Origin of the sequence: Gilliamella apis, from assembly GCF_030758615.1 — a bacterium.
Classification (GTDB): Bacteria; Pseudomonadota; Gammaproteobacteria; order Enterobacterales; family Orbaceae; genus Gilliamella; species Gilliamella apis_A.
Map to the genome: position 1 here is coordinate 1,930,439 of NZ_CP132381.1, position 25,709 is coordinate 1,956,147.

Annotated in this window: 20 protein-coding genes, 1 pseudogene and 1 riboswitch; of the genes and pseudogenes, 5 read left to right on the top strand and 16 right to left on the bottom strand. The window is 34.0% G+C overall.

Going from position 1 to position 25,709, the window contains the following annotated elements; translation table 11 throughout:
- Nucleotides 1-78: 78 nt before the first annotated feature.
- From thiQ to thiB, 3 genes are read right to left on the bottom strand one after another with little or no spacing between them, the layout of a single operon-like run.
- Entirely contained in the window at nt 79-774 is a 696-nt protein-coding gene (gene thiQ, locus RAM17_RS08880; protein WP_110447586.1) for a thiamine ABC transporter ATP-binding protein ThiQ, read from the bottom strand.
- Nucleotides 752-2,332, bottom strand: coding sequence for a thiamine/thiamine pyrophosphate ABC transporter permease (thiP, locus tag RAM17_RS08885; protein WP_110447585.1), 1,581 nt, complete (start codon nt 2,330-2,332; stop codon nt 752-754). Before thiP ends, thiQ begins: the two co-directional genes overlap by 23 nt.
- Before the next feature lie 13 nt (nt 2,333-2,345).
- Entirely contained in the window at nt 2,346-3,344 is a 999-nt protein-coding gene (thiB, locus tag RAM17_RS08890) for a thiamine ABC transporter substrate binding subunit (RefSeq protein ID WP_110447584.1), read from the bottom strand.
- A gap of 40 nt (nt 3,345-3,384) precedes the next feature.
- A riboswitch (TPP riboswitch) is annotated at nt 3,385-3,493 on the bottom strand.
- 161 nt (nt 3,494-3,654) lie between these two features.
- Between thiB and argS the strand changes: the two genes are divergently transcribed.
- On the top strand, nt 3,655-5,388 hold the full coding sequence (argS, locus tag RAM17_RS08895; RefSeq protein ID WP_110447583.1) for an arginine--tRNA ligase: 1,734 nt from the start codon (nt 3,655-3,657) through the stop codon (nt 5,386-5,388).
- A gap of 59 nt (nt 5,389-5,447) precedes the next feature.
- On the opposite strand, the gene RAM17_RS08900 is transcribed toward argS, so the two are convergent.
- The gene (locus RAM17_RS08900; protein ID WP_110447582.1) at nt 5,448-5,741 is read right to left on the bottom strand and encodes a putative quinol monooxygenase; all 294 of its coding nucleotides are present in this window, start codon (nt 5,739-5,741) and stop codon (nt 5,448-5,450) included.
- Nucleotides 5,742-6,184: 443 nt separating this feature from the next.
- Here RAM17_RS08900 and RAM17_RS08905 point away from each other — a divergent pair, with 443 nt between their 5' ends.
- A complete protein-coding gene (locus tag RAM17_RS08905) occupies nt 6,185-7,201 on the top strand; it encodes an amidohydrolase family protein (RefSeq protein WP_198200306.1) in 1,017 nt (338 codons plus the stop codon).
- A gap of 97 nt (nt 7,202-7,298) precedes the next feature.
- On the opposite strand, the gene RAM17_RS08910 is transcribed toward RAM17_RS08905, so the two are convergent.
- The 6 genes and pseudogenes from RAM17_RS08910 to rnm all read right to left on the bottom strand — a co-directional run bounded on the left by RAM17_RS08910 (nt 7,299) and on the right by rnm (nt 14,190).
- Entirely contained in the window at nt 7,299-8,633 is a 1,335-nt protein-coding gene (locus tag RAM17_RS08910; RefSeq protein ID WP_110447581.1) for a hypothetical protein, read from the bottom strand.
- 25 nt (nt 8,634-8,658) lie between these two features.
- A complete protein-coding gene (locus RAM17_RS08915; RefSeq protein WP_146208312.1) occupies nt 8,659-9,825 on the bottom strand; it encodes a hypothetical protein in 1,167 nt (388 codons plus the stop codon).
- A gap of 25 nt (nt 9,826-9,850) precedes the next feature.
- The gene (locus RAM17_RS08920; protein WP_110447579.1) at nt 9,851-11,236 is read right to left on the bottom strand and encodes a hypothetical protein; all 1,386 of its coding nucleotides are present in this window, start codon (nt 11,234-11,236) and stop codon (nt 9,851-9,853) included.
- 283 nt (nt 11,237-11,519) lie between these two features.
- Nucleotides 11,520-12,524 carry a 23S rRNA pseudouridine(2605) synthase RluB gene (gene rluB / locus RAM17_RS08925; RefSeq protein ID WP_110447578.1) on the bottom strand — a complete coding sequence of 335 codons (1,005 nt, stop codon included), beginning with the start codon at nt 12,522-12,524 and terminating at the stop codon, nt 11,520-11,522.
- Nucleotides 12,525-12,595: 71 nt separating this feature from the next.
- A pseudogene (locus RAM17_RS12585) lies at nt 12,596-13,215 on the bottom strand (L-threonylcarbamoyladenylate synthase).
- A gap of 102 nt (nt 13,216-13,317) precedes the next feature.
- Nucleotides 13,318-14,190: an RNase RNM gene (gene rnm, locus RAM17_RS08940; RefSeq protein ID WP_220000045.1), complete on the bottom strand. Its 873-nt coding sequence runs from the start codon at nt 14,188-14,190 to the stop codon at nt 13,318-13,320.
- A 28-nt stretch (nt 14,191-14,218) separates the two neighbouring features.
- Here rnm and rraB point away from each other — a divergent pair, with 28 nt between their 5' ends.
- Nucleotides 14,219-14,614 (top strand): ribonuclease E inhibitor RraB, encoded by a 396-nt coding sequence (gene rraB / locus RAM17_RS08945; protein ID WP_110447577.1) that lies wholly within the window; start codon nt 14,219-14,221, stop codon nt 14,612-14,614.
- A gap of 67 nt (nt 14,615-14,681) precedes the next feature.
- Here the strand turns inward: rraB and RAM17_RS08950 are convergent, their stop codons facing one another.
- The 5 genes from RAM17_RS08950 to prfA all read right to left on the bottom strand — a co-directional run bounded on the left by RAM17_RS08950 (nt 14,682) and on the right by prfA (nt 22,016).
- Entirely contained in the window at nt 14,682-17,360 is a 2,679-nt protein-coding gene (locus RAM17_RS08950) for a beta-N-acetylhexosaminidase (RefSeq protein WP_110447576.1), read from the bottom strand.
- 9 nt (nt 17,361-17,369) lie between these two features.
- Nucleotides 17,370-18,794: an OprD family outer membrane porin gene (locus RAM17_RS08955; protein WP_110447575.1), complete on the bottom strand. Its 1,425-nt coding sequence runs from the start codon at nt 18,792-18,794 to the stop codon at nt 17,370-17,372.
- A 431-nt stretch (nt 18,795-19,225) separates the two neighbouring features.
- Nucleotides 19,226-20,080, bottom strand: a complete 855-nt coding sequence (gene kdsA, locus RAM17_RS08960) for a 3-deoxy-8-phosphooctulonate synthase (RefSeq protein WP_110448040.1) — start codon at nt 20,078-20,080, stop codon at nt 19,226-19,228.
- Nucleotides 20,081-20,097: 17 nt separating this feature from the next.
- Nucleotides 20,098-20,934, bottom strand: coding sequence for a peptide chain release factor N(5)-glutamine methyltransferase (gene prmC / locus RAM17_RS08965; protein WP_065579243.1), 837 nt, complete (start codon nt 20,932-20,934; stop codon nt 20,098-20,100).
- Nucleotides 20,931-22,016 (bottom strand): peptide chain release factor 1, encoded by a 1,086-nt coding sequence (prfA, locus tag RAM17_RS08970; protein WP_086359489.1) that lies wholly within the window; start codon nt 22,014-22,016, stop codon nt 20,931-20,933. The genes prmC and prfA overlap by 4 nt, the downstream gene beginning before the upstream one ends.
- Before the next feature lie 776 nt (nt 22,017-22,792).
- Here prfA and manA point away from each other — a divergent pair.
- Entirely contained in the window at nt 22,793-23,980 is a 1,188-nt protein-coding gene (gene manA / locus RAM17_RS08975; RefSeq protein ID WP_110447574.1) for a mannose-6-phosphate isomerase, class I, read from the top strand.
- A gap of 111 nt (nt 23,981-24,091) precedes the next feature.
- A complete protein-coding gene (locus RAM17_RS08980; RefSeq protein ID WP_110447573.1) occupies nt 24,092-24,820 on the top strand; it encodes a GntR family transcriptional regulator in 729 nt (242 codons plus the stop codon).
- Between the two features lie 56 nt (nt 24,821-24,876).
- Here RAM17_RS08980 and deoC read toward each other — a convergent pair whose 3' ends face one another.
- Nucleotides 24,877-25,587 (bottom strand): deoxyribose-phosphate aldolase, encoded by a 711-nt coding sequence (gene deoC / locus RAM17_RS08985; protein ID WP_110447572.1) that lies wholly within the window; start codon nt 25,585-25,587, stop codon nt 24,877-24,879.
- Between the last annotated feature and the right edge of the window lie 122 nt (nt 25,588-25,709).

A 25,709-nucleotide genomic window follows, 5' to 3' on the forward strand; every position in this document is an offset into this window, starting at 1 on the left:
ATTATTAGTAAGATAACCAGCTAAATCACAGTTTTTAATTATTTAAAAAACTCTCCTCAACTTTTTCAACTTAAAATCCTAACTTTCAATACCTAATAACTCCGCTATCTTTTGATTTTCATTAAGCTGATTTGGAGCTGCATTAAAAATAATTTTTCCATTATCAATAACGAGGCAACGTGAGAAGTGGTGAAGAGAATCATCCAAATAATGCGAGACCATCATTAAAGTAAGGTTGAATTCGCTACAAACTTGATTAACAAGAGCTAGCATTTCAAAACGTAATGCTTGGTCAAGCGCAGAAAATGGTTCATCAAGGAGTAAAATTGGACGATGTTGTATTAAACAGCGTGCCAGTGCAACACGTTGCCGTTGACCTCCTGAAAGTTGTTCGGGATAACGTTGGTTAAAGCCTTCCAATCCGACACGCACTAATATGTCACCAATTATTGTCTGTTCTGCTCGGCTAAGTTTTAATAATGGTTTAATACCTAACGCTATATTTTGTTCTACGGTAAGATGGCTGAATAAATTATTGTTTTGGAATAGCATCGATACGGGTCGTTTACCCGGTAAAGTGGTAGTAACATTTTGCTGATTGAGAATGATTTGTCCGCCATTGGGAAAAATGAATCCGGCTATTAAACTGAGTAATGTACTTTTGCCTGCACCGCTTGGGCCAACAATGACCACTCTTTCTTTAGCGGCAATATTAAGCACAAAGTGCATGTTGAAGTTATCATATTGATACTCAGTTTTTTGAAGTTCGATCATAATCCATAACAACCAATAAGCTAAATGATAAAATTAATAAAATTGCCGCTGTTACTATACTTTCTTTGTAATGATAATGCGATATCTGTTGATATAAATAATAAGGTAAAGTGGTGACTGACTGCCCACCAAATAAGGCAATTACACCAAAATCGCCCAATGACAATATGCCAGCAAATGCAAAACTCATTAATATTATTCTTCTTAATCCTCTAAAATCAATTAAATAAAAGTGAGTTAAACCATTGATATTCAGTGATTGGGTGAGTCGCCAATATCGAGCGGTAATATCATACATTGGTACGGCAAGATTTTTTATAATAAATGGTAACGCCATCAATCCATTACAAACCATCATCAATAAGCAGATAAAAATGGCATTATTACTATAGTCAAATAGTAATAAAAATAATCCTGATGCCAATACCATACTTGGTATGGCTAGAATAAGTGATGCAATTAATAATAGTCCATTACTCAATCGAGGTTGTCTATTTATCAGTAATCGACTATTGGTCCAAAGTAATAGTAACCCCAGTATCATGGCAATAATTGATGAACCAAAAGCAATAATGATTGAAAAAAGTAAAGCTTGCTGTAATGAAAAGGTCAACAATGAGAATTGAAAGAAATAGATACCTTGAAACAGGATAGTCAGCATAGGTAACAATATAAATAATCCACCGATCAAAATTAGCACTGAACTAACAATTTTTAATCCTTTGGGTAAAGGTAAACGATAGTCTGTTTGAGTAAAGTTTACCGTTAATTTTTTATCGATTCTGTTTATCTTTTGCATTAATCCAATGAAGGCAATACAACAAACTAATTGTAGACAGGCAAGTAATGCTGCTTGTAACAGTTCAAAATCACGAATTGCTTGATAAATAGCAACTTCAAGCGTGGTATATTTAGGCCCTCCACCTAGTGCTAACACAATGGCGAAACTTGAAAAACATAACATAAAAATTAATGCCGCCATAGGTAATATTTGTCTACGCAGTAATGGCCATTCAATAATTTTAAAAAAGGTTACATTAGTAAAATTTAATTGTGCAGCTAAATGTTTTTGTTCAATAGGTACGCTTTGTAAGGTTTGATAAAATAGACAGCAGGCATAAGGGAAATTCAGGAATACATGCGCCAATAAAATGCCTTGTAAACCATAAATTGAAAATGAGAATGGTATGTGTAATATTTGGCAGATATTTGATAATAAACCTTGTCGCCCGTAAACCGATAGTAAACCAGTCACAACAACTAGTGTTGGTAAGATAAAGGTAATAGGCATCATTTTCAATAACAAGTTTTTACCTTTAAAATCCACTAAAGATAATGCTTTAGCCATTAATATGGCTGTGATTAGTGATAATAATGTCGACAATACAGCTTGGTAAAAAGTTATCCATATAATGTGCAATATGTAACTATCAAAATAGATGCTTAAATTTCCTGACTGCAAGGCAAATTTCCAGATAGCGAGAAGTGCTGAACTTAATATGATTAAAATTAAACTAGCAGCACTAATACCTGGTAATAATGATCTGAATTTTAACATTAATAATACTTAACTATTTACTTATTGCTGACTGCCACTCACGAATCCAGCCTTTTTGATGTTTTTCAACCTCTTCCGGTGTAAATTCTAGCGATTTATCAATGGTATTAATTTGCTTATAAGCATCGGGTAGATCCGTTTTAATTATTGGATACATCACATTTTTTTCAGCAAATTGTCGTTGTATCTCGGGTGTTAGTAAGTAACGTAAAAATTGTCGAGCTAAATCGACTTCTTGGCTATATTTAATGATGCCAGCCACTTCGACTTGGCGATAGTGACCTTCATCAAAAATCGCGGCTGCGTAGCTATGATTATTTTCATTAATAATATGTGCTATCGGCGATGTGCTATAACTTAATACCAAATCAGCCTCATCTTTTAAGAACATACCATAAGCTTCACTCCAACCCTTGGTTACTGTGACCGTATGTTTAGCCACTTGTTGCCATGCATTTGCCACCTCGTCACCATAGACCTTTTTCATCCAAAACAAAAAACCTAATCCTGGAGTACTGGTTCTAGGATCTTGATAAATGATTTTCCAATTAGCTTTGTTTTCGATCAATTCATGTAATGAATGAGGAGGATTTTTAATTTTATCTTGATTATAGATAAAAGCGAAATAGCCAAAATCATAAGGAATAAAACTATCATCCCACCAATCGGTATTGAGATTATCGGGTTTACTAATTTGATGCGGAATTAAGATATCCGCTTGCTTGGCTTGTGCTAATAGGTTGTTATCTAATCCTAAAATAACATCAGCATTTGTTTTGTCGCCTTCGAGGCGAATCCGATTTAAAACAGATACGCCATCTCCCAATGTGACAACATCAAGTTGGCAATGACATTGCGCTTCGAAGCCTTTTTTAATTGTTTCACCCGGCCCCCACTGTGACATAAATGAATTGTAACTATAAACGGTTAGAGTTGGTTGTTGTGCATTAGCTAGATGACTAAATAGTGAAAATGAAAATATAACAGATAGTAAAAAGTTTTTACGAAACATTTTGCCTCCAAAGTAATGTGTAAAAGACAAAAGGTTTGAGCAGATATAATAACTCAAATCCCTCCGCTGGTATTATCCAGTTCAGGTTCGACGAGTTATGTCAGTTTTTCTGACACTCTCAGCCCTTCAGGGCACCCCGTTGAGAACGATGAGTAGTTTAGTGGTAGCAAATAGAATTGTAAACAGGCGATGTGTTGATAAATACAAATTTAGACAAATTAAAACAAGGTAAGATTACAGGCAATCAGTGACAATTGTTGTGTTTGTCGGTATTATATGCCTCATTTTATGATTATTGATTAGGTACAATGTGAACATTCAACAACTATTAACGCAACGAGTTTCGCAAGCAATGATTATGGCTGGTGCAGATAAAAACTGTGATGCTTTAATCAAGCAATCAGCCAAAGTTCAATTTGGTGACTATCAAGCAAATGGTATCATGGCTACCGCTAAAAAATTGGGTATGCCACCACGCGCATTGGCAGAAAAAGTATTACAACATCTGGATATTGAAGATATTGCCGATAAAGTAGAAATTGCTGGACCGGGTTTTATTAATATCTTTTTAAAAAATAGTTGGATTGCCGAGCAGAACGAAGTAGCATTAAGTAGCGATAAATTGAATATCACCTTACCGGCTAAACCACAAACTATTGTGGTTGATTACTCAGCACCAAACGTAGCAAAAGAGATGCATGTTGGTCATTTACGCTCAACGATTATTGGTGATGCGAGTGTTAGAGTCTTAAATTTTCTTGGTCACAATGTGATTCGAGCTAATCACGTTGGTGATTGGGGAACTCAATTTGGTATGTTAATCGCTTACCTTGAAAAAATGCAAAATGAACAGGCCAACGATATGGATCTATCGGATCTAGAATCTTTTTATCGTGCAGCCAAAAAACATTATGACGAAGATGAGGTCTTTGCTGAAAAAGCCCGTAATTATGTCGTTAAGCTTCAAGGTGGTGATGAGTATTGCCGTGACATGTGGCGAAAACTGGTTGATATTACCATGACGCAAAATATTGCCACATATAAACGACTCAATGTCACACTTTCACTAGAAGATACCATGGGTGAAAGTATCTATAACAGCATGCTACCGGGCATTGTTGCCGATCTTAAACAGAAAAAATTAGCCGTTGAAAGTGAAGGCGCTATTGTTGTGTTTTTAGATGAGTATAAAAATAAAGAAGGCGAACCAATGGGTGTTATCATCCAAAAACGAGATGGTGGTTATCTTTATGCAACAACCGATATTGCCTGTGCAAAATATCGTTATGAAACCTTACACGCGGATCGTATTTTATATTATACCGATTCACGCCAACACCAACATTTAGAACAAGTTTGGGCGATTGTGCATAAAGCAAAATATGTCCCAGAATCTTTAAAACTTGAACATCATATGTTCGGTATGATGTTAGGTAAAGATGGTAAACCATTTAAAACGCGTTCAGGTGATACCGTTAAACTAAATGATCTACTCGATGAAGCAACAGAGCGAGCAGCAACATTAATTAAAAGCAAAAATCCTGATCTTTCTGATGCCGAGCTTGCTCAAGTGGTTGATGCAGTTGCCATTGGTGCGGTTAAATATGCTGATCTATCCAAAAATAGAACAACTGATTATGTATTTGATTGGGATAATATGCTGTCATTTGAAGGCAATACAGCACCTTATTTACAGTATGCCTATACCCGTGTACTTTCAGTATTTAAAAAATCGAATATCAATGAAGACAATCTAGATGGTCATATCGATTTAGGAACTGAAAAGGAACGAGCGTTAGCAATTCGTTTGAATCAATTTGATGAAACAATCACAACTGTTGCCGCAGAAGGTACCCCACATGTTCTTTGTGCGTATCTGTATGATATCGCTACCCTATTTTCAAGTTTTTATGAACACTGCCCAATTTTGGCCGCGGAAAATGAAAGTTTAAAAGTTAGCAGATTGAAACTGGCCTCATTAACAGCCAAAACGCTTAAAACGGGTTTAGATATGCTTGGCATTAAAACCGTTGACAAAATGTAAGCTCATTTGCCACCGATATGATTAAATATCGGTGGTTTTGTTGGTGTTTAGTTATCCGCTTAGACATCAACCTGTTTAGCTATACAAATCGATAATCCATCAACATGCTTCTTAGCAAAATTAGCAAATTCAACAAAATGTGGCGTTGTATTATGTAAGTCAATCGCCTGCTGTGATTGCCACGTTTCTACTACTATATAAATATTGGGATTCTCAATACTTTGATTCAGCTCATAACGAACACAGCCGTGTTCAGCTCGACTACCGATAACTAATCGTTTAAATATCGGTCTAAATGCTTCATGATACTCTGGTTTTATCGTAATAGTGGCAATAATGTTTAGTTGTGACATATTTCACCCTTATAAGTAAATTTGTTTTGTAATGATTGAAATCCTACTGTTAAGAATAAACAGCTTTTTAATAATCATGCTAATCTCATTTTTTCGACCATTATACTTATTATTAAATAGTAAGTTAGGTATATGTAATTTAATAGTTTACTCTTTGAGATGATAAATAGACTTTTTTTTAGTTTGAAAAATCTAAAAAATAATACTTTAACCATTTCATTTATTTAAATATTTTCAAAATTAAAATACTTGATCTTAACAATGAATCCATTAAAATCTCTCCCACTTAGGAATAATAATAAAGTGTAAACTTCCATGACAACTTGTATTTTCATTACTATAAGAAATATCCTAACAGGTTTATTGTGATCCTCCTTTTTGGGGGATTTTTTTTATCCATTTTTAATTAAAACTTAATAGTAACCAAATTTTAGAGGCGCATTATGACCGATAATAAACAAATGTTATCAACTAGTCGAGATCAGAGCTTAAAAGCATATTTGATGAACAAAATTAAACAAAATGGTGGTTGGGTTAATTCACATATGCATGCTGATCGTGCTTTTACTATCTCTGTAGATAGTTTTGATGTCTACCAAAAACAGACTTTAATTGAAAAATGGGACACGCTTGATAAAGTGAAAGCAGCAATGACCGAAGATGATTATTATCGACATTTTAGCATGGCGGTTGAACGCATGATTGAACAAGGTGTTACTGCCATGGGTTCATTTGTTGATATTGATCCGATTGCCGAAGAGCGAGCAATTAGAGGAGCTCTGCGCGCTCGTGAAACATATAAAAACGATATTACGATTAAATTAGTCAATCAAACTCTTAAAGGAGTCATTGATAAAGAAGCCCGATACTGGTTTGATAAAGGTGCTGATTTAGTGGATATTATTGGTGGTTTGCCGCGTCGTGATGAGCGAGATCATGGTGAAGGCATGGGATTAAAACATTTAGATGTGTTAATGCAAACCGGTAAAACATTAGGCAAAATGGTACATGTCCATGTTGACCAATTTAACTCATCAGATGAAATCGAAACCGAGCAACTTACTGATAAAACCATTGAGCATGGTATGCATGGTCGCGTGGTGGCTATTCATAGTATTTCAATTACCGCTCATAGTTTGGAATATCGTCAAAAACTCTATCAAAAAATGAAAGAAGCTAAAATGATGGTAATTGCTTGCCCATTTGCTTGGATCGATAGCCCGCGCCGTGAAGAACATGGCCCTACCCGAAATTCATTAACGCCAGTCGATGAACTTGCTGCAGCTGGGATACCTGTTGCTATTGGGACTGATAACGTCAGTGATTATATGTTACCTTTTTCAACCGGTAATATGTGGGAGGAACTTAAATTATTGGTGACTGGATGCCGTTATACAGATTTAGATAATGTAGTTAATGTTGCTACACGAAATGGACGAATGGTTTTAGGTCTTGCATAATTATTTGATTAAAAATTTAACTGAGATTTAAATATTTTTAATAATAAAAATCCCACCTAGAGAATAACTGAGTGGGATTTTATTTATTGGTGATCATTTATAATTGATGAATTGCTGAAGAAACCCGAGAAAAGTAATTGCTAAGTCTTGATTTTATTTCATCTTCAGCTTGTTGTCTTAATTCACTTCTAGAATAATAATTACCATCTGTACGATCAAATTCATAACTAGGTTTATCACCAGTATAAGTATACTTAACTTGCCTTGAACTTTTTTCAGCTAAAAACTTGTCATAATAACCAATTAATCCAAATATATTTATGCTAAGGTTTAAACTATAATTATTTACTAATGTTTCAGTTCTTAAGTTATATTCTTTTTCACCATTCTTTTTAGTGTCATTTGTTACTGAACCGCCATCTTCAGAATATCGCTCATCTTCACTAAGATTAATAGTAATGTCACTATCACTGCTGTTGTAAACTAATATAATAGCATCATCATTTTTGAAATAATCTTCAACAAAATTAGAAAATGAATTTGCATTTCCTGTCACATATAGTCTTATTTTACCCTTGTTAGCATAGTCTCTTGCTTTTTGTTCCGAATCTCGATAATTACCATACTTTGCATAAGTATTCGCGGCATGTTGATAATTTGTTGCTGCTTGTCGATATTGATAACTCCGAGTCGCATTTTTAGCTATTTTTTCACCTTCAGAATAAGAATTAAACGCTTCTTGGCTGATCGCTTTTTTTTCATAGTAATGAGCTAATTTTTCAGTATCTTTGTAATGACCTAATGGCTTATAAATATCAATAATAGTTCTAAAACAAGCTACCGCTGCATTATAATCACCTCTGCGTATTTCCTGTTTAGCAAGATTGTATAATGTTTGTGCCACAAGTTGCCTATATTTAGTATCCGCATGAATATAGGCTTTTTCGATATTTTTATCGTAATATCTATCTAAAGATTTTTTATATAGCGCTGCTTTTTTTTCATAATCACCAGCAGAATTAGTTGGGATAGCATTTGCTTGTTGAGTATAAAAGTTAGCAATATTTTGTTTTAAACGTTCACTAGGATATTTATCCAAAAAGAATGCTAATTCGGAACTGTAAAAGTGATCACTCAACCGCTGATTAAGCTCTAATAATTTCTCATATGTTTCTTGGCGTTGTTCATCATTGGTCTTTGTGGTATTAGCTAATTCATTTTCATATTTGTTCATCACCTCGGTAACTAACTGACGCAGCTGGGCTGCATCAGTTTGCTTAAAGTTTGCCTCACTTTTTTCTTCTATTTTTATCGCTAATAAATTGATACTTTCAATATAACTTCCTTCAGCGTACGCTTCTTGAAATGTGCGTTCGTGACTACAACTCACTAATAAAAACATTAATAAACCGGCAATAATAATTCTTATCATGTTTTTCCTTGTTGAAAATTGTCCATTAAAGGGAAGAAAGATCTTGAGCAGTACTTTCTAGCAATGATCTTAATTTAGTGATCTGTTCTCTTTTTGCTACTGGTAGTAAATCATCTTCATTTTCATAATAGCTTGAAGCTCTTGCATAGATAGTGTCAGAAAAGTCAATAATTCCTTCCATCCTTACTACTGTCTCTAGACTTAAACTATTGTTATTAGTATCCAATTTCGTATAGTAAGTTTCATCTTTTAACGTTGGGATTTGAATCCTATTCCCTTGAGCATCGATATGTTCTATGTATTTATCAAATACTTTTCGGGTGTTTGGTATGTCAATCTGTGATCTTGTATTGTTATATTCTTTATCAACAGTTATTTTAATTTTGAGATCAGCACCAACTGGAGAAGAAACAAAGGTGATATAATCCTTATTTAGTACCAATTTTACCTCAGAGCAGTATTCGGAAGCATAGCAATAAACTTTTATTATCCCTTTGCGTTTATAGGTGTTAGCTAAAGAAGTAGCATCTTTATAACGTCCATAATGACGATAAGCATCCACGGCTTGCTCATAATATTTGGCAACTTGACGAAATTCTAGGCGTTGCATTGCAATTTCTGAAAGCATTTTTGCCTGCTGATAAGCCTCTTCAGCCATTAAAGTAGCCTGTTTTTTACCATTATTATACGCACGTTTGTCACTGTCTTTATATTTACCTAGAGGTTGATATACTGATGATGCTTGACTAAATGTCTCAGATGCAGCTTTATAGTCGTTTTGGGTTTCGAAATTTACACCTTGGTCATACAAATTTTTAGCAATGTTTTGTCTCAAATTTTCATCAGGATATTTATCTAAAACGTTTACTAATTCCGCACTGTAAAAACGGTTACTTAAACGCTTATTCATCTCTAACAGTTTTTCATAGATTTCAATGCGCTTTTTATAATCTGTGTTATTGGTGCTTGCTAATTCATCCTCATATTTGTTCATTACATCAGTCACTAACTGACGCAGCTGTGCGGCATCAGTTTGCTTAAAGTTTGCTTCACTTTTTTCTTCTATTGTGGCAGCTAATAGATTGATGCTTTCAAGATAGTTTCCTTCAGCATAAGCATTTTGAGATGTGCGTTCGTGAGTACAACTCACTAATAAAAACATTAATAAACTTGCAATAATAATTCTCATCATGTATATCCTTATTGAAAATTGTCCATTATAGGTATGATAAATCTTTAGCAATATTGTCTAATATTGAGTTTACTTGAGTTAATAGATTTCTTTTTCCTTGTGTATATAATTCATCTTTCGATTTTAATCGACCATTACTGTGATTATAAAATCTTGCTGGCACATCACCACTATAAATATAGTCATATTTAAATGAGGTTTCTTCAACCTTAAAGGATTTACTATAACTATAGATGCCATGAGCCTCGATGCTGGTTGTAAAGGTTAATTTGTTACTATGCGTTACCGTTTGCAAGTTATATCTTTGGTCTTTATAAGTTTTTACTTGAGTTTTGTTGCCATCTTTATCTTCAACTTCAACATATTTATCAAATATTTGCTCAATTTTAGTTTCGTTTTCTACCGACTTCCCATTAGCGACAAAATCGTCGTCATAATCAATTTTTATATCTATATCTGCATCCCGAGAGTAGTTAACAAATTTAATATAATTCGCATTTAATCGGTTTCTTATTTCATCGATGAAATAAGAAGAATAACAATATACTTTAATTATTCCTTTTCTCTCATAAGTTTCAGCTAATGAACTCGCATCAAAATATTGTCCATATGGCCGATAAATAGATGCTGCTCGCGCATAATACTTGGCAACTTCCCGATATTCATAACGCTTTGTCGCATTCATTGCCAGTTGTTTGGCTTCTCGGTAAGCCTCTTCGGCCTGCTGGGTAGCATATTTTTTGTCATTATCTATCGCGCGTTTGTCACTATCTTTATATTTACCTAATGGTTTATGTATTGATGAAGCCTGATTAAAAGCTTGAGCAGCAGCTTTATAGTTTCCTTGTTGTTCGAATTGTTTTCCTTGCTCATAGTAACTTTTGGCTGCCATCTGCATATATTTGGTATTGGCATTTTTATATAAAGTAGCGGCATTTTTATAATTGTCGTATGACAAACTATTTTTATATAATTCAGCTTTTGTTCGATAACTTTCACTGTCAGTGCCTGTGATGTAATTACCATAATCATAATATTCTTTAGCAAGCGTTTGCTTTAATTGCCTAGTGTCATACTTGTCATTGAAAAAACTGATCTGATCAGAATAAAAGCGATTACTTAATATCTCTTTCATAGTTAATAAATGCTTATATGCATCTATTTTTTGTGGATAATCATATTTATGGAAGTGATTTAGGTCTTTTTCGTAAAACTGCATTACACTACTAACAATAGTTTGTAGTCGTTTAACATCCTCTTGATCAAACTTTGCAGGCCCTTTTTCATCCAAACTAGCAGCTAAAAGATTGATACTTTCTATATAGCGACCTTCCTTAAATGCATCTTCTGCTGTTCGAGTGTGGCATGCCGTTAATAAAAATATACAAAAAATAGCAATAATCGTGCGCATAAATCACCTTTCAAAACGTTCCATTCATTACTCTATATTTCCATCTTTTTATTAAAAATGGCTATTTATTATCAGTTTAAAGAAAAACTGTCAGCTGAGTTTATTATAAACTTGAAGGTATTTATTAACCTTTTTTGCTAATATCAAATTGTTATTTGTTAATTATTAACAATTAATGCTATTAACTGATTTATTAGGATTTATAAAATGATTAGTTTAAATGGGATGGGATGATTTTAACCCTTAAATAAAATAACCATTTTACTTAAGGGTCAGCAAAATGTTAAATTCGAGTTGGTTTTTTATTTACCTTTTGACGAGCAGTTCTGCTGTTCTGATTGAGTTTAATACGTTTTGGTCTAACAATCCGTTTGTCTGCGGAAGATTTGGTTGTAAAGCTTTTTATTTCAGCAGGTAAACCAACTAACTCACGTAAATAATTAACAGAATCAATACCTAATTCCATCCATGTGCCACGAGATAAACCTTTTGGTAAAGTAATATTACCATAACGAATGCGTAACAAACGGCTAACTTGAACATCAATTGCTTCCCACATACGGCGGACTTCTCGATTGCGACCTTCGGTAATAACAACATTGAACCATTGATTCAATCCATCACCACCTTGAGGTTTAATTGAGTTAAATGCAGCTGGCCCATCTTCTAACTGAACGCCTTTGCGAAGTTGATTAAGTTGTTGATCGGTAATATTACCAAATACTCGAACAGCATACTCACGTTCAATTTCATGCCGTGGATGCATGAGGCGATTTGCCAATTCGCCATCCGTTGTGAATAGCAATAAACCCGAGGTATTTATATCAAGTCGACCAATGTTAATCCAGCGTGCGTTTTTTAAGCGAGGTAATCGCTCAAACACTGTTGCTCGCCCTTGTGGATCATTTCGAGAACAAATTTCACCTTCAGGTTTATAATAAGCTAGAACACGACAAACTTCTTTTTCTTTACTTCTTAACTGAACTAAATGACCATTGATACGAATTTTTGGACTAGCATTGACATCTACGCGATCACCTAAAGTCGCGATTTTGCCATCAACACTAATTTTTCCAGCCACAATCATAGCTTCAATTTCACGACGTGAACCATTGCCTAAATTGGCTAATACTTTTTGTAATTTTTCAGTATTATCTGATTGTGAACTTTTACGATTCGACGTTTGGCTTAATTTGGTATTTTTTTTACGAGCGATATCACTTTCTTGCTCAATTAGTTTATCTGCTCCACGTTGTTTTTTGGAAAATGCAGATCTATTTTGTTTCATATAATCCTCACTGTTACCTTCTCAGGTATCATTTGTTAACTCAATAACTCATTGATATGTTATTAATGTGTTTACTCGAATGGTTTGATATCACCACTACCTTGACGAATAATATCTGGATAATCGTTAGTTAAATCAATCACGGTTGTTGGCTGTTCACTAATATAACCACCATGAACGATAGCATCTAGTTGGTGACCAATTTTATCTTCAATTTCTTCGGGATCAGATTGAGCTTCGTTTTCATTAGGTAAAATAAGCGTAGTTGTCATTAAAGGTTGTCCCAATAATTCAAGAAGCGCTAAATCAATTTTATTATCAGGAATACGCAATCCAATTGTTTTACGTTTCTCATTCATCAAACGTCGTGGTACTTCTTTGCTCGCTTGTAAGATAAAAACATATTTACCTGGGTATTATTTTTTAATAATCGAAAGGTAGTGTTATCAACAAAAGCATAAGAAGAAAGCTCAGATAAATCACGGCACATTAAGGTAAAGTTATGGTGTTTATCCAGATTACGGATTTGACAAATACGATCTACACCATATTTATTATCAAGTAAACAACCTAGCGAATAACCTGAATCAGTAGGAAATGCAATGACGCCACCATCATTTAATATTTTGACGACTTGATCTAATAACCTTGTTTGAGGGTTATCAGGATGAATATAAAAAGTTTGGCTCATAATATTCTTCTTTATTGATAGCAGGTTAAAAAAATGTGAGGAAAGGGCTTTTTCATCACCGTTTATAGCGCTAATTGATACTATTTTAGTTCAATATATTTATTATATCCAGTTCTGCCAAATAGGTGTAACGCTACCAGGCAATGGTGTAGTTTTACCAAGATCCAGATAATTAAGCAAATCATGGAAATCCGAACCTTGTGACGCAAGTAATTCAAATTCATTAGCCAATTTTGCTAATCGTTGTAAATCATCTTGAGTTTGGCGACTCTGAGAAACTTCAATACCATCACCACCATATGATTTAAATTCACTAATTAATAATTTTAGTTTAGTTAAGGTCAAATCATAGCGTGTCGGGTGAGCTAAAACCGCCTGTCCACCTGCCGCATGTATCGCATTAACCGCATCAGCAATACTGCACCATTTGGCAGGAACATAAGCATAACCACTTTTACCTAGATATTTTTTAAATGCTCGTTTAATATCTTTAACATAATTATTAGCGACTAAAAAGCGCGCAAAATGAGCTCGAGATACAATATCACCTTTAGAAAATTGTTGAGCTTGCTCATAAGCATTGTCTATGCTTACTTTAGCTAATTTTTCACTAATACTGATTGCTCTATCAATACGACTTTGTTCTTGTGCAGTTAATAATTCAAGCAAGTGAGAATTTTGAATATCGATATTCAAACCAACAATATGAATTTCATTATTCTTCCACATTGTTGACACTTCAACCCCATAGATTAATTTAACCGGCAAATTATCTCGTTCTATGGCCGCTTTCGCTTCTAGCAATCCCTTGATAGTATCGTGATCGGTAATCGCTAGCATATTGATTTGATTATCAGCAGCTCTTTTGACCAATTCACTTGGCGTTAAAATTCCATCTGATGCTGTTGTGTGCGAATGTAAGTCAACAATCACTTTTTTCTCGAAAATTATTTTTAAACGTGTAATATACCACACAATTTGCACGACCACTAAAAGGTATATTATGAAAGATCAAATTCTGCTTGCTCAGCAAGATACGCTAGCTATTATTCAAGAACTTTTAGAAGATGGAAGTGATCCACATGCTCTGTATATTATTGAACATCATATTTCATCACAAGACTTTGATAAACTAGAAAAAGTCGCTGTTGAAGCTTATAAATTAGGCTATGAAGCAACCGACCCTGATGAAGATGTTGACGATGCAGGTAATGTGGTAATTGGTTTTGATATTATTACTGAAAGTCCGTTAAATGCGGAATTAATTAATGCTCAAATCGCCGAAATTATAACTCTGGCAAACCAATTTGGTGTTAATTATGACGGTTGGGGAACCTATTTTGAAGATGGTAGTGATGACCAATTCGATGAAGATGACGTTAGCGAGACCATTCATTAATAAATAATCAACTGTTAATTATGACTATTCTTATCCGCCACCAGACGGATAAGAATAGTGTTAACATTTAATTTAGTTGTTCAACACGGCTAGTTCGTTTGTGATCAGCCGTTGCAGTACGAAGCGAAACCGAAGCGTTGTTATTTATCGCTACAGGGCCATTGTAAGAATACCAATTTTTACCTTGATCTGTCGAATATTCGATAGTTAAGCCCGGAAAAACAACATTTGCAATTAATTTACCGCTTTCAATTTTGGCACCAGGTAATGGTAAACGATAGTCAATAGCTGCAAGATCTAATTTAGTTAACTCACGTTGGCCAATTAAATTAGCAAATTGATTCCAATCATTTAGCAGTTTTTGCTGATCAACATATTTTGTTTTACCTTTTTCAAATTCGCGATCTTTTTGATAATTGGTTTCCCAATCAGCTTTATGCCATGCACGCTCTGCAACACTAAGCAATCTTGGATAGATCATATAAGCCATTTTATCATCTGTACGAATATTCTCAGTCCAGATTTGTGCTGATAATCCATAGGCTCCTGGCCAATCCATAGTACCTTTGGCTGCAAAATCGTCACCATTACGATCGAACGAAGTTTCAGCATTTTGTGGTAAATTATTCGGTGCAAAACTGAAAATCTTGCGTTCATCATTGAAGCGCGCAGCCCAATAGTAGCCACTTTCTTTAGGATTAACTTCATAAGGCATATCTAAATAGACATAATCAGGATTTGAAACTATCACTCTGTAGCCTTTATTGGCAAACTCATTGACTGAATCGTATCCTCCCCAATATAAGTTATCCCAGAAATTGACAACAACATCATCAGTGGCAAAAGCTTTTGCATTGGTAGCAAATTTTACGCCATCTTGCCAAGCTTGCATGCGATTAATACCATTATTTTTAATGATTTTACTTACTTCGATAGCAAAATAACTTGGCAAATGCTCGATATTTTCCACAACACCTTTACTAACAATAGTTTGGCACGCTTGTGATTTTGCCCATGGATGATCTTCAACGCTTTGATCTATTAAGCCTTTACCTGCCTCTTTTTTAGCTGCATGGATATCTTGATAACCGTTGCCAAAGTGAATATTTTTCGCTTCATCACCACCAAAATGCCATGTTGAAATCGGTTGTCCAGCTTCAACGTGCATTTTGGCAATTTCACTAATAACTTTATTAGCAAATTTTTTCGAAGAATCTAAACATGGATTTAGATAACTTTGGCGATTGTAGAATTGCACCGTAGTAGTATTCGAAGTATCTGTAGGATCAAGTAATCGATATTCATTCGCAGCTTCGGTTTTTCCTTGCTTCATTAAGCGTTGATATCTCACTTCCATTGACAAAATAGCTGCTCTGGCATGTGCTGGCATGTCGATTTCTGGAATAACTTCAATAAATCGCGCATTGGCATATTTAACAATTTCGATATAATCTGCGCGAGTAAAGTAGCCACTGCCATTATTATCACTGTTTGGCCCAGATCCAAGTTGCGGTAATAGACACTGTTTTTCAGTTAAATCATGACAACGTTTACTACCAAAATCAGTGAGTTCTGGTAGGCCGGGAATCTCAATTCGCCACCCTTCATCATCACTTAAATGGAAGTGGAATTTATTCATCTTATATTTTGACATCATATCAAGTAACTGTAATACCGCTTTTTTGCTTTTAAAGTTTCGACCGATATCTAGCATCATACCCCGATACTCAAAACGAGGAGCATCTTCAACTGAAAGTGTGTTAATAATTTGCGGTTTACTAACTGTTATTGACGATAATATCGATTCTACAGCATAAAAAATCCCACTTTCATCAAATGCCACGATAGTTGCACCTTGTGGGGTTATATCTAGTTTATAACTGCCATTTACACCTTTTTCAAATGCAGTTTTATCAATTGATGCATTGACTTTGAACCCTTGCTTTGTCACAGCAATATTTAATTGTTTGAAATGATTTTCTAACACTAATTGGCTTGGTTTTGCTAAGCCATTAAGTATGAGATTAACACCACTTTGATTTAGGGTAATAGATTCTTTACCAACCGTTAATTTAACTGGTGTTGGTAAAATTTGACCTTTTAATAAATCAGCATCAATTTTTTGAATATCATTATTACGTTGATAGCGGTTTTTTGGGGTCATTAATATATTATGATCATTAGGTGATATCTTCCATTGTTCACCTAATGGAGCCACAAATGCCGACAAATTATCAGAATCAGTATTGGTGTTGGCAATTATTTTAGGTTTAGCATCAGTTGAAGTTACATACCAGCGAGGCATCACATCACTTTCACTTATTTGCCAATATTCACCAATAAATGGAATAGTTACTACTGAGTTGGCGGAAATATTGGTAAATCTATCTGTTGGTTCTAATTTATGTAAATCGCCGGTGACGTGGGTAATTTTATATTGGTCATTATTAACCGCTAAAATCATTCGAATATTGTGAAAATAGATTGCCCAATCTTTACTTGTTATTGCTGGGCCAGTGTTTTTAAGCGTTAAAGTAACTTTGTTACAAGCAGCCCAATCTGCACCTAATGCAGCACAATCTACCCCATCATTAACGGCATTATTATCGACTATTTGATAATTTAAACGCAGTTGTGAACTAAGCGTGTCAACAATTTTTTGTGATGCGTTAACCGATTGCATAGCTCCTAGAGTTAATAATGATGCGATCGAAGTAGCAAGCATAGCTGATTTAAACTTTTTCATAACGATTACCTATTTTTGTTGAGCATTGAATACAGTGAATGGAATAGTGACAATAAATTTAATATCACGTTCATCTTGGAAAATGTTGCCATAACCACCTTCCCAGCTGTTGATATGATTCTCATGATTATTATATTGGGTATAGTGTAATTGGAATGAAGTATCTTTAGCCCAACTATCTTGGACGGTATACCCCAAATCAAAATTATAAGCTGATTCAATTAAACGATTCTTCTGTTTTTTGACTGTTGAATTTGGTTTGGCATTCCAACCATAAGCGTAAGATGCACCGGTTCTCCAACCAGCCAAATAATGATTTAGATGACCTAAATCATATGTCACCTCAAAAAATGCGGCTTTTTCGCCATTGGCATTAAAATCAGAACGCGAATTCCACCAAATATCTAACCGACCATTAGATGAGGCATAATCTGGCGTCATACGTTGTAAAAAGAACCCTTGTTCACCTTCTGCTTTTACCGACACCCCTTCAAGTCGTAAACCAACTGGACCAACTTGGTAACCTAAAGTAGCTGCTTGTAACCATGCTAAGCCATCATAAACATTAGCACCTTTATGAGATTGGTCTTTAGCGCCATAAAACTGATAACTCATTGTTAATGGATTATTTAATACATCCGTTTTATAAGAAGCTTTCGCAAAAAATTGATTCATATAATTCTGTGCTTGGCCAAAGGCGCTTTCAAGTACAAGATCATTCTTAAAATCATATTTCATACCGGCTGAGTGTAAAAAATCGATTTTTTTACCATTTTGCCAACGTTTGAATTCATAAAGACGTTTATACCAAGGTGCTTTGTATTTATCCGCCCACATATAGGACATAGATAAAGCACCCGCATCGTCAAAATCAATAACGCTACCAAGTTCTACTCCACGATAGGTACCGGGTAATAAACTCCAGTGTAGAGCTAGTAAAGTTTGCCCAGACGGTTGAATATAACCAGTTTTGATCCAAAACAATTCATCAATCTTAAAGTTAAGTTGCGCTTTATAAAAACTTAAGCCACTGACATCTTTAGCTTGTTTTTCTAAATTTTTCTCATAAGGACTATAAGCACCACTAAAACCAATTTCATTTGGATGCCCTTTACCGCCATTACTGACTTCCCAAGCACCATAACCGCCCAACTCAATAGCGAGTCGATCAGCGATATAACCTGATCTAAAATCTAAATTAGTATTAAATGACGAATGTCTGAGGTTTTTTTCATATTTATGTTCAAGAAGATTTTTTCTTTCGCGATCACGATTCCAGAAAAATACATTACCAGTTAATGACGCATCATCAATAAAATTATTAGTATATTCGGCTTGTGCAGGACATATACAGGTTAATACGGTAATAGATAATAAAAGCTTAGTAAAAAGATTAAAACGATAAGGTAAAATCGGTAAATTATTATGATTCATAGTTGCTTCCCTAAAATTATACTGTGTAACTGACCACAAAATTCCCTAATATTTAATTGGTTTTTATAAGTCAAACTGAATGTATTACTGCTTTGAATTGCTATCTAGACAACATTTATGAAACATACTTAAGGTGGAAATAGGATAAATATGCATTTTTATAATGCATAAACATATTTTAGTTCGCAAATTAATTAATCTAAATCCGTGATCTAAATCACCAAAAAAATTAATTTTTAACTTTTAAAAGTAAAATCACCCTCACTTTTTTTACACAAAAAATTAATTATTCTTCAACCAAAAAATTTAAAAGGAACCAACTTATAAAATATATATATCTGAATAAAAACAATAATAAACAAATAATAAAAAAGAGAAATGTATAACATTTCTCTTGATAATTGATTTAGATAAAAATGAAAACAGTTGTTTTAATTTTCGGTATCCAATTCTTCAAAACTTTTCACTAATTCATCAATTGCTTTCATCTGTTTTAAGAAAGGTTCAAGTTTTGCTAATGGTAATGCGGAAGGACCATCGCATTTTGCACTACTCGGATCTGGGTGAGACTCTAAAAATAGTCCTGCAATACCAACAGCCATTCCCGAACGAGCAAGCTCAGTAACTTGACCACGACGACCACCAGATGCTGCGCCCATTGGGTCACGACATTGTAGAGCATGGGTAACATCGAAAATTACTGGCGAGCCATTGCTGGCTTTTTTCATGACATTAAAACCGAGCATATCAACAACTAGATTATCATAACCAAAACAACTACCACGATCACAGAGAATCACTTGGTCATTACCTGCTTCTTCAAATTTTTCGACAATATTACCCATTTGGCCAGGGCTAACAAATTGGGGTTTTTTAACATTAATTACAGCACCTGTTTTAGCCATTGCAACAACCAAATCAGTTTGTCTTGCTAAAAAAGCCGGTAATTGAATAACATCAACAACATCAGCCACAGGTTGACACTGTTCTTCAGTATGAACGTCAGTAATAATTTTAACCCCTAACTGCTGTTTTAATTCTTGGAATATTTTCATTCCTTCTTCTAATCCAGGTCCTCGATAAGAGTGAATGGATGAACGATTCGCTTTATCAAAAGAAGCCTTAAAAATGTAAGGAATATTTAATTTATCGGTTACCGTTACGTAGTGCTCACATATTCTCATCGCTAAATCGCGAGACTCGAGCACATTCATACCGCCAAATAACACGAAGGGTAAATCATTTGCTACCGTAATATTACCGACTTTTACTCTTTTTTGTTTAATCATAAATTTATTCCTAGTTAAGGTTTAAACCAACGACCTAGGGTGACTCTGTCATTGCCACTATAGTCGGTGATGGTTTCAACTAATTGAAATCCGTGTTGTTTAAAAATAGTTTGTACCGCTAAACCCTGCTTCCAACCATGTTCGATAAGCAACCAACCATATTGATTTAAATGCTTAGTTGCCCCTTGAATAATGACTTTAATATCAGCAAGGCCATCATCCTCAGAAACTAAGGCGCTTCTAGGTTCATAGCGAACATCGCCTTGAGATAAGTGAATATCAGTTGGCTCGATATAGGGTGGATTACTAGTTATCATTGAGAATTTACGATTTTTAATTGGTTTATACCAATCACCCTGCAAAAAATAAACATTGTTTACGCCTATTTGATTGGCATTTTTTTGGGCTAAAATCAAAGCATCTTTATTTTTCTCAATTGCAGTAAATAAACAATCTGGTCGCTCAGTAGCCATAGCAATAGCAATAGCACCAGTTCCTGTTCCCAAATCTAAAACTTCACAAGGGACTTTCGGCAAATATTCTAAACCTAGTTCAACAACTTTTTCTGTATCAGGTCTTGGAATTAAGGTCGAATTTGAAACATTAAATTTCAATGACCAAAACTCCTTTTCTCCAGTGATATAGGCAATGGGCTCCCCTTCTTGACGTCTTTTTAAATAGCCATCTAAAGCAATTAGTTCATCATCAGTTAATAATGTTTCACTAAAAGCCATCAAAAAGGTACGTGTTTTATGTGTGACAAAACTTAATAAAATTTCAGCATCACGTTTTGGACTTTCGCTGTCGGTTAAAGTTTGTGATGCAGATTTAAGCCATTGTAAATAGGTCATTCATCCTGTTCCGATAAAGCTGCAAGTTGATCTGCTTGATATTCTTGTACAATTGGTTCAATCAACATATCCAATTTACCTTCCATGACCTCATCTAGACGATAAATAGTAAGATTAATACGATGATCGGTAACTCGGCCTTGAGGATAGTTATAAGTTCGAATACGATCCGAACGATCACCTGAACCGAGTAAATTACGTCTGGTTGACGCTTCCTCTTGTTGACGTTTACGCATTTCAGCATCTTGAATACGGGCAGCTAATACTGACATCGCCTTAGCTTTATTTTTGTGCTGTGAACGTTCATCCTGACATTCAACTACAATTCCAGTTGGAATATGGGTAATACGAATTGCTGAATCGGTAGTATTAACATGCTGACCACCAGCACCTGATGATCGATAAGTATCAATTTTCAAATCTGCAGGATTGATTTCTGGCATTTCAGCCTCTGGAATTTCTGGTAAAACAGCAACAGTACATGCCGAAGTGTGAATTCGTCCTTGTGATTCAGTCTCTGGTACACGTTGGACTCGATGACCACCAGATTCGAATTTTAACTGTCCATATACACCATCACCACTTACTAACATGATAACTTCTTTATATCCGCCATGTTCTCCATCATTTGAACTCATGATTTCGACACGCCAATTGCGAGATTCAGCATATCTAGTATACATTCTCGCTAAATCACCAGCAAAAATAGCCGCTTCATCACCACCAGTACCAGCCCGCACTTCAACAAAACAGTTATAATCATCATTTGGATCTTTAGGTAACAATAGAACTTGTAATTGTTTTTCTTGCTGCTCTACTTGGCTTAATGCTTCGTTTAATTCTTCTTGAGCCATTTCACTCATTTCCGGATCAGAAAGCATCATTTTGGCAGTTTCAATATCTTCTTGTGTTTGCTTCCAATTAGCAAAGCATTTAACCACATCGGTTAACTGTGCATATTCTTTTGAAAGGGTACGAAATCGGTTTTGATCGGCAATAACCGCTGCATCAGATAGTAATGCTTGAACCTCTTCATAACGCTCTTGTAGCGTTTCCAACTTACTGATAATTGAAGGTTTCATAACTCTGTATTTTTGCTAATGATTAAATGAATTAGCTCGGCATTATATACTTAATTGCCTGTAAAATACAGTTCCTACTTATTTATGACGAAGCTAAATTAATCAATGAATAACAACATATTGGTATTAAATAATTAATTGTCTCTTTAAATAATGATTATATGTATCAGCGATTTTTCTATTTATTAGTTTCAAAACGATTTAATATTTTTAGATATTCAAAAATAAATCAAGCAAAACCATATTAATTAAAGCTTTCACTTTTTAGTGAAAAATGATTTTTAAAGTGATAAATCTCGCTAAACACATTAATCATTCCATAATTTAATTTTATGATTTATCTCCCATAGCCTGATTGCTTAAAGTCAAATAGCTATTGGGATTTATCATAACTATAAAGTCATTAAGAAAAATAACTCTGTCTATACCCTTTTTTATCTGAACAAAATAGTAATATTTCAAAGGCGAATATTATTAAAACCAATCGCGAAAACAGAATCTATAATCATGATTAAACTGACTGCTAATGAAATAGCTGATTCACTTTTTTTAGCCGATAGAAATAAATGACATTTACTACTAAGATAAGCATTAAGTTATTGGTATAAAATCAAAATACTTTTATTGATTAATCTAAATTAATATCTTAAAAATCAGATTAATAAGTGAATTCTGAAATGTTTTTTATTACTGATTGAAAGTTATTATATCAAGTGTATAGTTATGTTATATCCGGTGGAGATTACTGTGATAAAAAATTTTAAAAGGATGCGAAAATGAACCAAACTATATGGAAACTAGACAATACTATCAAACACTATGATTGGGGGAGTATCGATGGCATAACCAATTTATTTGCTATTCCCAATCCGACGTCGGAACCTATGGCTGAAATTTGGATGGGCATGCATCCACTTGGTTGCTCTTTAGCAATTGATGAAAAGCTAGGTAAAATAAGGCTTGATAAGTTAATAAAAGACAATCCACAGCAAATTTTAGGTAATAAAACCTTTCAGCATTTTGGTTCACTCCCCTTTTTATTCAAAATTCTTTCAGCAAACAAAGCATTATCTATTCAAGTTCACCCAACATTGGAAAATGCCAAAATTGGCTTTGCAAAAGAGAACCAACTAGATATTGCTAGTGATGCACCCAATCGAAATTATAAAGATCCCAATCATAAACCTGAACTTATTTATGCATTAACTCCATTCAAAGCTATGCGTTCATTCCGTGCTATTGATGAAATTATCATGTTGTTTGAAAAAATTGCCTTATCCGATTTAACTATCCCAATATCACAATTAAAAAACAACCGTCATCCTGACCAATTAAAACATTTTTTTGAATACTTATTAACTCTTCCAACTCAAACAAAGACCGCGTTAATTAAACAGCTTTTGATGAAAATCAGTACTTTTAATGACGAACCCTATTTAACCATTAAGACTCTAGCTAAAGATTATCCTGATGATATTGGTTTATTTATGCCACTATTATTAAATGTAATTGAACTGAAACCGGGACAAGCTATGTTTTTATCAGCTAAAACACCGCATGCCTACCTATCTGGAACCGGTTTAGAGGTTATGGCTAATTCCGACAATGTATTAAGAGCTGGCCTCACCCATAAATATATTGATAGTTTAGAACTTATTAATAATACTAATTTTGAAAGTATGGCGTTAGATCAATTATTAACTAAACCAGTTATCAAAGATAATAAAATTGATTTTCCCGTACCGGTTGATGATTTTAAATTTGAGATCATAAAAAGTGACCAAAATTTGCATTGTGAAAAAGTAGATAGTGCGCAAATTGTGTTATGTCTTGATGGAGAAATCACCTTATCAACTGAATCACAGTCATTAACTTTACACAAAGGTGAATCGGCTTTAATCGCTTACCAAACTGATGTATATCATTATCAAGGTTTAGGCGTATTAGCTAAAGCATTTGATTAGCTTTTGGATAAAAATAAAAATTAAGTTTTTTTAATAGGTTAAATATGGTTGTTTTACATATTTACACTAATATATTAATATGTAGTAATATAATAATTAAAAATAAGCATCATGGATTCTAATAATAAAATTCCACGCCATTTGTTTATTCAGCAAGATTTATTAAAAAAAATCAAGTCAGGTGAATATGCTGAAGGGCAATTAATTCCTAAAGAATCTGAATTAACAGATATTTATCAAGTCAGTCGGCCAACTGTTCGCCAAGCTATTCAGTTTTTGGTCAACGATGGATACCTTGAACGTCGCAAACGTCGAGGAACAATAGTTAAGCAACAAAAGATTAATCAAGAATTTACCCATATTATCGAAAGTTATGATTCTGAAATGAATCGCAAGGGACTTCACCCTAAAACAAAAGTTTTAACCTTTAAATTGGATAAAGCGACCGGTGATATTGCTAAACATTTAGACATCAATGAATTTGAAGCTGTGTACAAATTAGTGCGTCTCCGTTATGCCGAAAACAAGCCAATAGTACTTGTGACAACTTATTTACCAGTAAAAGCATTGCCTAATTTTTTAGATAATGACTTTAAACAAGAAAAACTGTATTCAGTTTTAGAAAAAATGAATTTTCCAATTCTCCAAATACGTCGAAAATTAGATGTATTAAAAGCCGATGAAACAACTAGTGATCTATTAGATATTGAAGAAGGAGATCCTATTTTCTATTTCCATTCTATTGGATATAGCCACGATCGAACTCCAATCGAATATTCAATATCTAAATATCGTGGTGATATTAATTCATTTATCTTTGAGTTAAATCATTCCAGCTAATATAATAAATATACCCACTAATAAGTGGGTATATTAATCAACAAAAATATTAAAGTTTAAATTTTGATTGTTTGCGCTTGTGTTGTTTGTAAATCTTTTTTTATCTCTTCAATAATTGCAATACCGGCACTTGTTCCGATTCGTTCCGCCCCCACTGCAATCATCTTTTTAAATGTATCGGCATTACGAATACCGCCAGCAGCTTTCACTTTTACAACATCGCCTACATGTTGCTTCATTAATTTAACATCTTCAAGTGTCGCACCGGAAGGACCAAATCCTGTTGATGTTTTTATAAAGTCTGGTTTAACTTTAACTGCAATTTGGCAAAGTGCTATTTTTTCTTCATCGGTTAAATAACAATTTTCAAAAATCACTTTTGATGTAACATTATATTGACGACAAATCTTAACGATTTCTGACATTTCCCGTTCAATATAATTCAAATTTCCCGCCTTTAATTCAGAAATATTAATTACGTAATCAATTTCAGTTGCCCCAATTTCAATTGCATTTTTCGTTTCGAAGCATTTTGATTCTATCGTTGTTTGGCCTAAAGGAAATGCTATCGCTGCACCAATATCTACATCAGTATCTTTTAGTAGTTCAGCACACAATTTTGACTGAACTTGATTGATTGCAACCATCTTGAAATGGTAGTCAATAGCTTCTTGACATAGCTTTTTCATCATGGCCGTTGTTGCATCTGGTTTTAAATTAGTGTGATCAATAAGTCGACTTAAATCTCGTAAAGAATAATTTTTCATGTTTTTTACCTCAACCTCATATGTAATTACATATTTTAAATAAAATTTATTTATCGTCAATTAAAATAGATAAAATATGTGATAAACATCTCATTTCATTAAAAATAACTCTTAATATATTT

What these genes read in the sequence shown, in the direction of transcription:
- prmC (WP_065579243.1), bottom strand. Translation starts at nt 20,934, where the DNA reads ATGACCTATTTACAATGGCTTAAATCTGCATCACAAACTTTAACCGAC.
- RAM17_RS08905 (WP_198200306.1), top strand. Translation starts at nt 6,185, where the DNA reads ATGACCGATAATAAACAAATGTTATCAACTAGTCGAGATCAGAGCTTA.
- deoC (WP_110447572.1), bottom strand. Translation starts at nt 25,587, where the DNA reads ATGAAAAATTATTCTTTACGAGATTTAAGTCGACTTATTGATCACACT.
- prfA (WP_086359489.1), bottom strand. Translation starts at nt 22,016, where the DNA reads ATGAAACCTTCAATTATCAGTAAGTTGGAAACGCTACAAGAGCGTTAT.
- thiP (WP_110447585.1), bottom strand. Translation starts at nt 2,332, where the DNA reads ATGTTAAAATTCAGATCATTATTACCAGGTATTAGTGCTGCTAGTTTA.
- rraB (WP_110447577.1), top strand. Translation starts at nt 14,219, where the DNA reads ATGAAAGATCAAATTCTGCTTGCTCAGCAAGATACGCTAGCTATTATT.
- thiQ (WP_110447586.1), bottom strand. Translation starts at nt 774, where the DNA reads ATGATCGAACTTCAAAAAACTGAGTATCAATATGATAACTTCAACATG.
- RAM17_RS08955 (WP_110447575.1), bottom strand. Translation starts at nt 18,794, where the DNA reads ATGAATCATAATAATTTACCGATTTTACCTTATCGTTTTAATCTTTTT.
- manA (WP_110447574.1), top strand. Translation starts at nt 22,793, where the DNA reads ATGAACCAAACTATATGGAAACTAGACAATACTATCAAACACTATGAT.
- RAM17_RS08910 (WP_110447581.1), bottom strand. Translation starts at nt 8,633, where the DNA reads ATGATAAGAATTATTATTGCCGGTTTATTAATGTTTTTATTAGTGAGT.
- RAM17_RS08900 (WP_110447582.1), bottom strand. Translation starts at nt 5,741, where the DNA reads ATGTCACAACTAAACATTATTGCCACTATTACGATAAAACCAGAGTAT.
- rluB (WP_110447578.1), bottom strand. Translation starts at nt 12,524, where the DNA reads ATGAAACAAAATAGATCTGCATTTTCCAAAAAACAACGTGGAGCAGAT.
- RAM17_RS08915 (WP_146208312.1), bottom strand. Translation starts at nt 9,825, where the DNA reads ATGATGAGAATTATTATTGCAAGTTTATTAATGTTTTTATTAGTGAGT.
- RAM17_RS08920 (WP_110447579.1), bottom strand. Translation starts at nt 11,236, where the DNA reads ATGCGCACGATTATTGCTATTTTTTGTATATTTTTATTAACGGCATGC.
- thiB (WP_110447584.1), bottom strand. Translation starts at nt 3,344, where the DNA reads ATGTTTCGTAAAAACTTTTTACTATCTGTTATATTTTCATTTTCACTA.
- RAM17_RS08980 (WP_110447573.1), top strand. Translation starts at nt 24,092, where the DNA reads ATGGATTCTAATAATAAAATTCCACGCCATTTGTTTATTCAGCAAGAT.
- RAM17_RS08950 (WP_110447576.1), bottom strand. Translation starts at nt 17,360, where the DNA reads ATGAAAAAGTTTAAATCAGCTATGCTTGCTACTTCGATCGCATCATTA.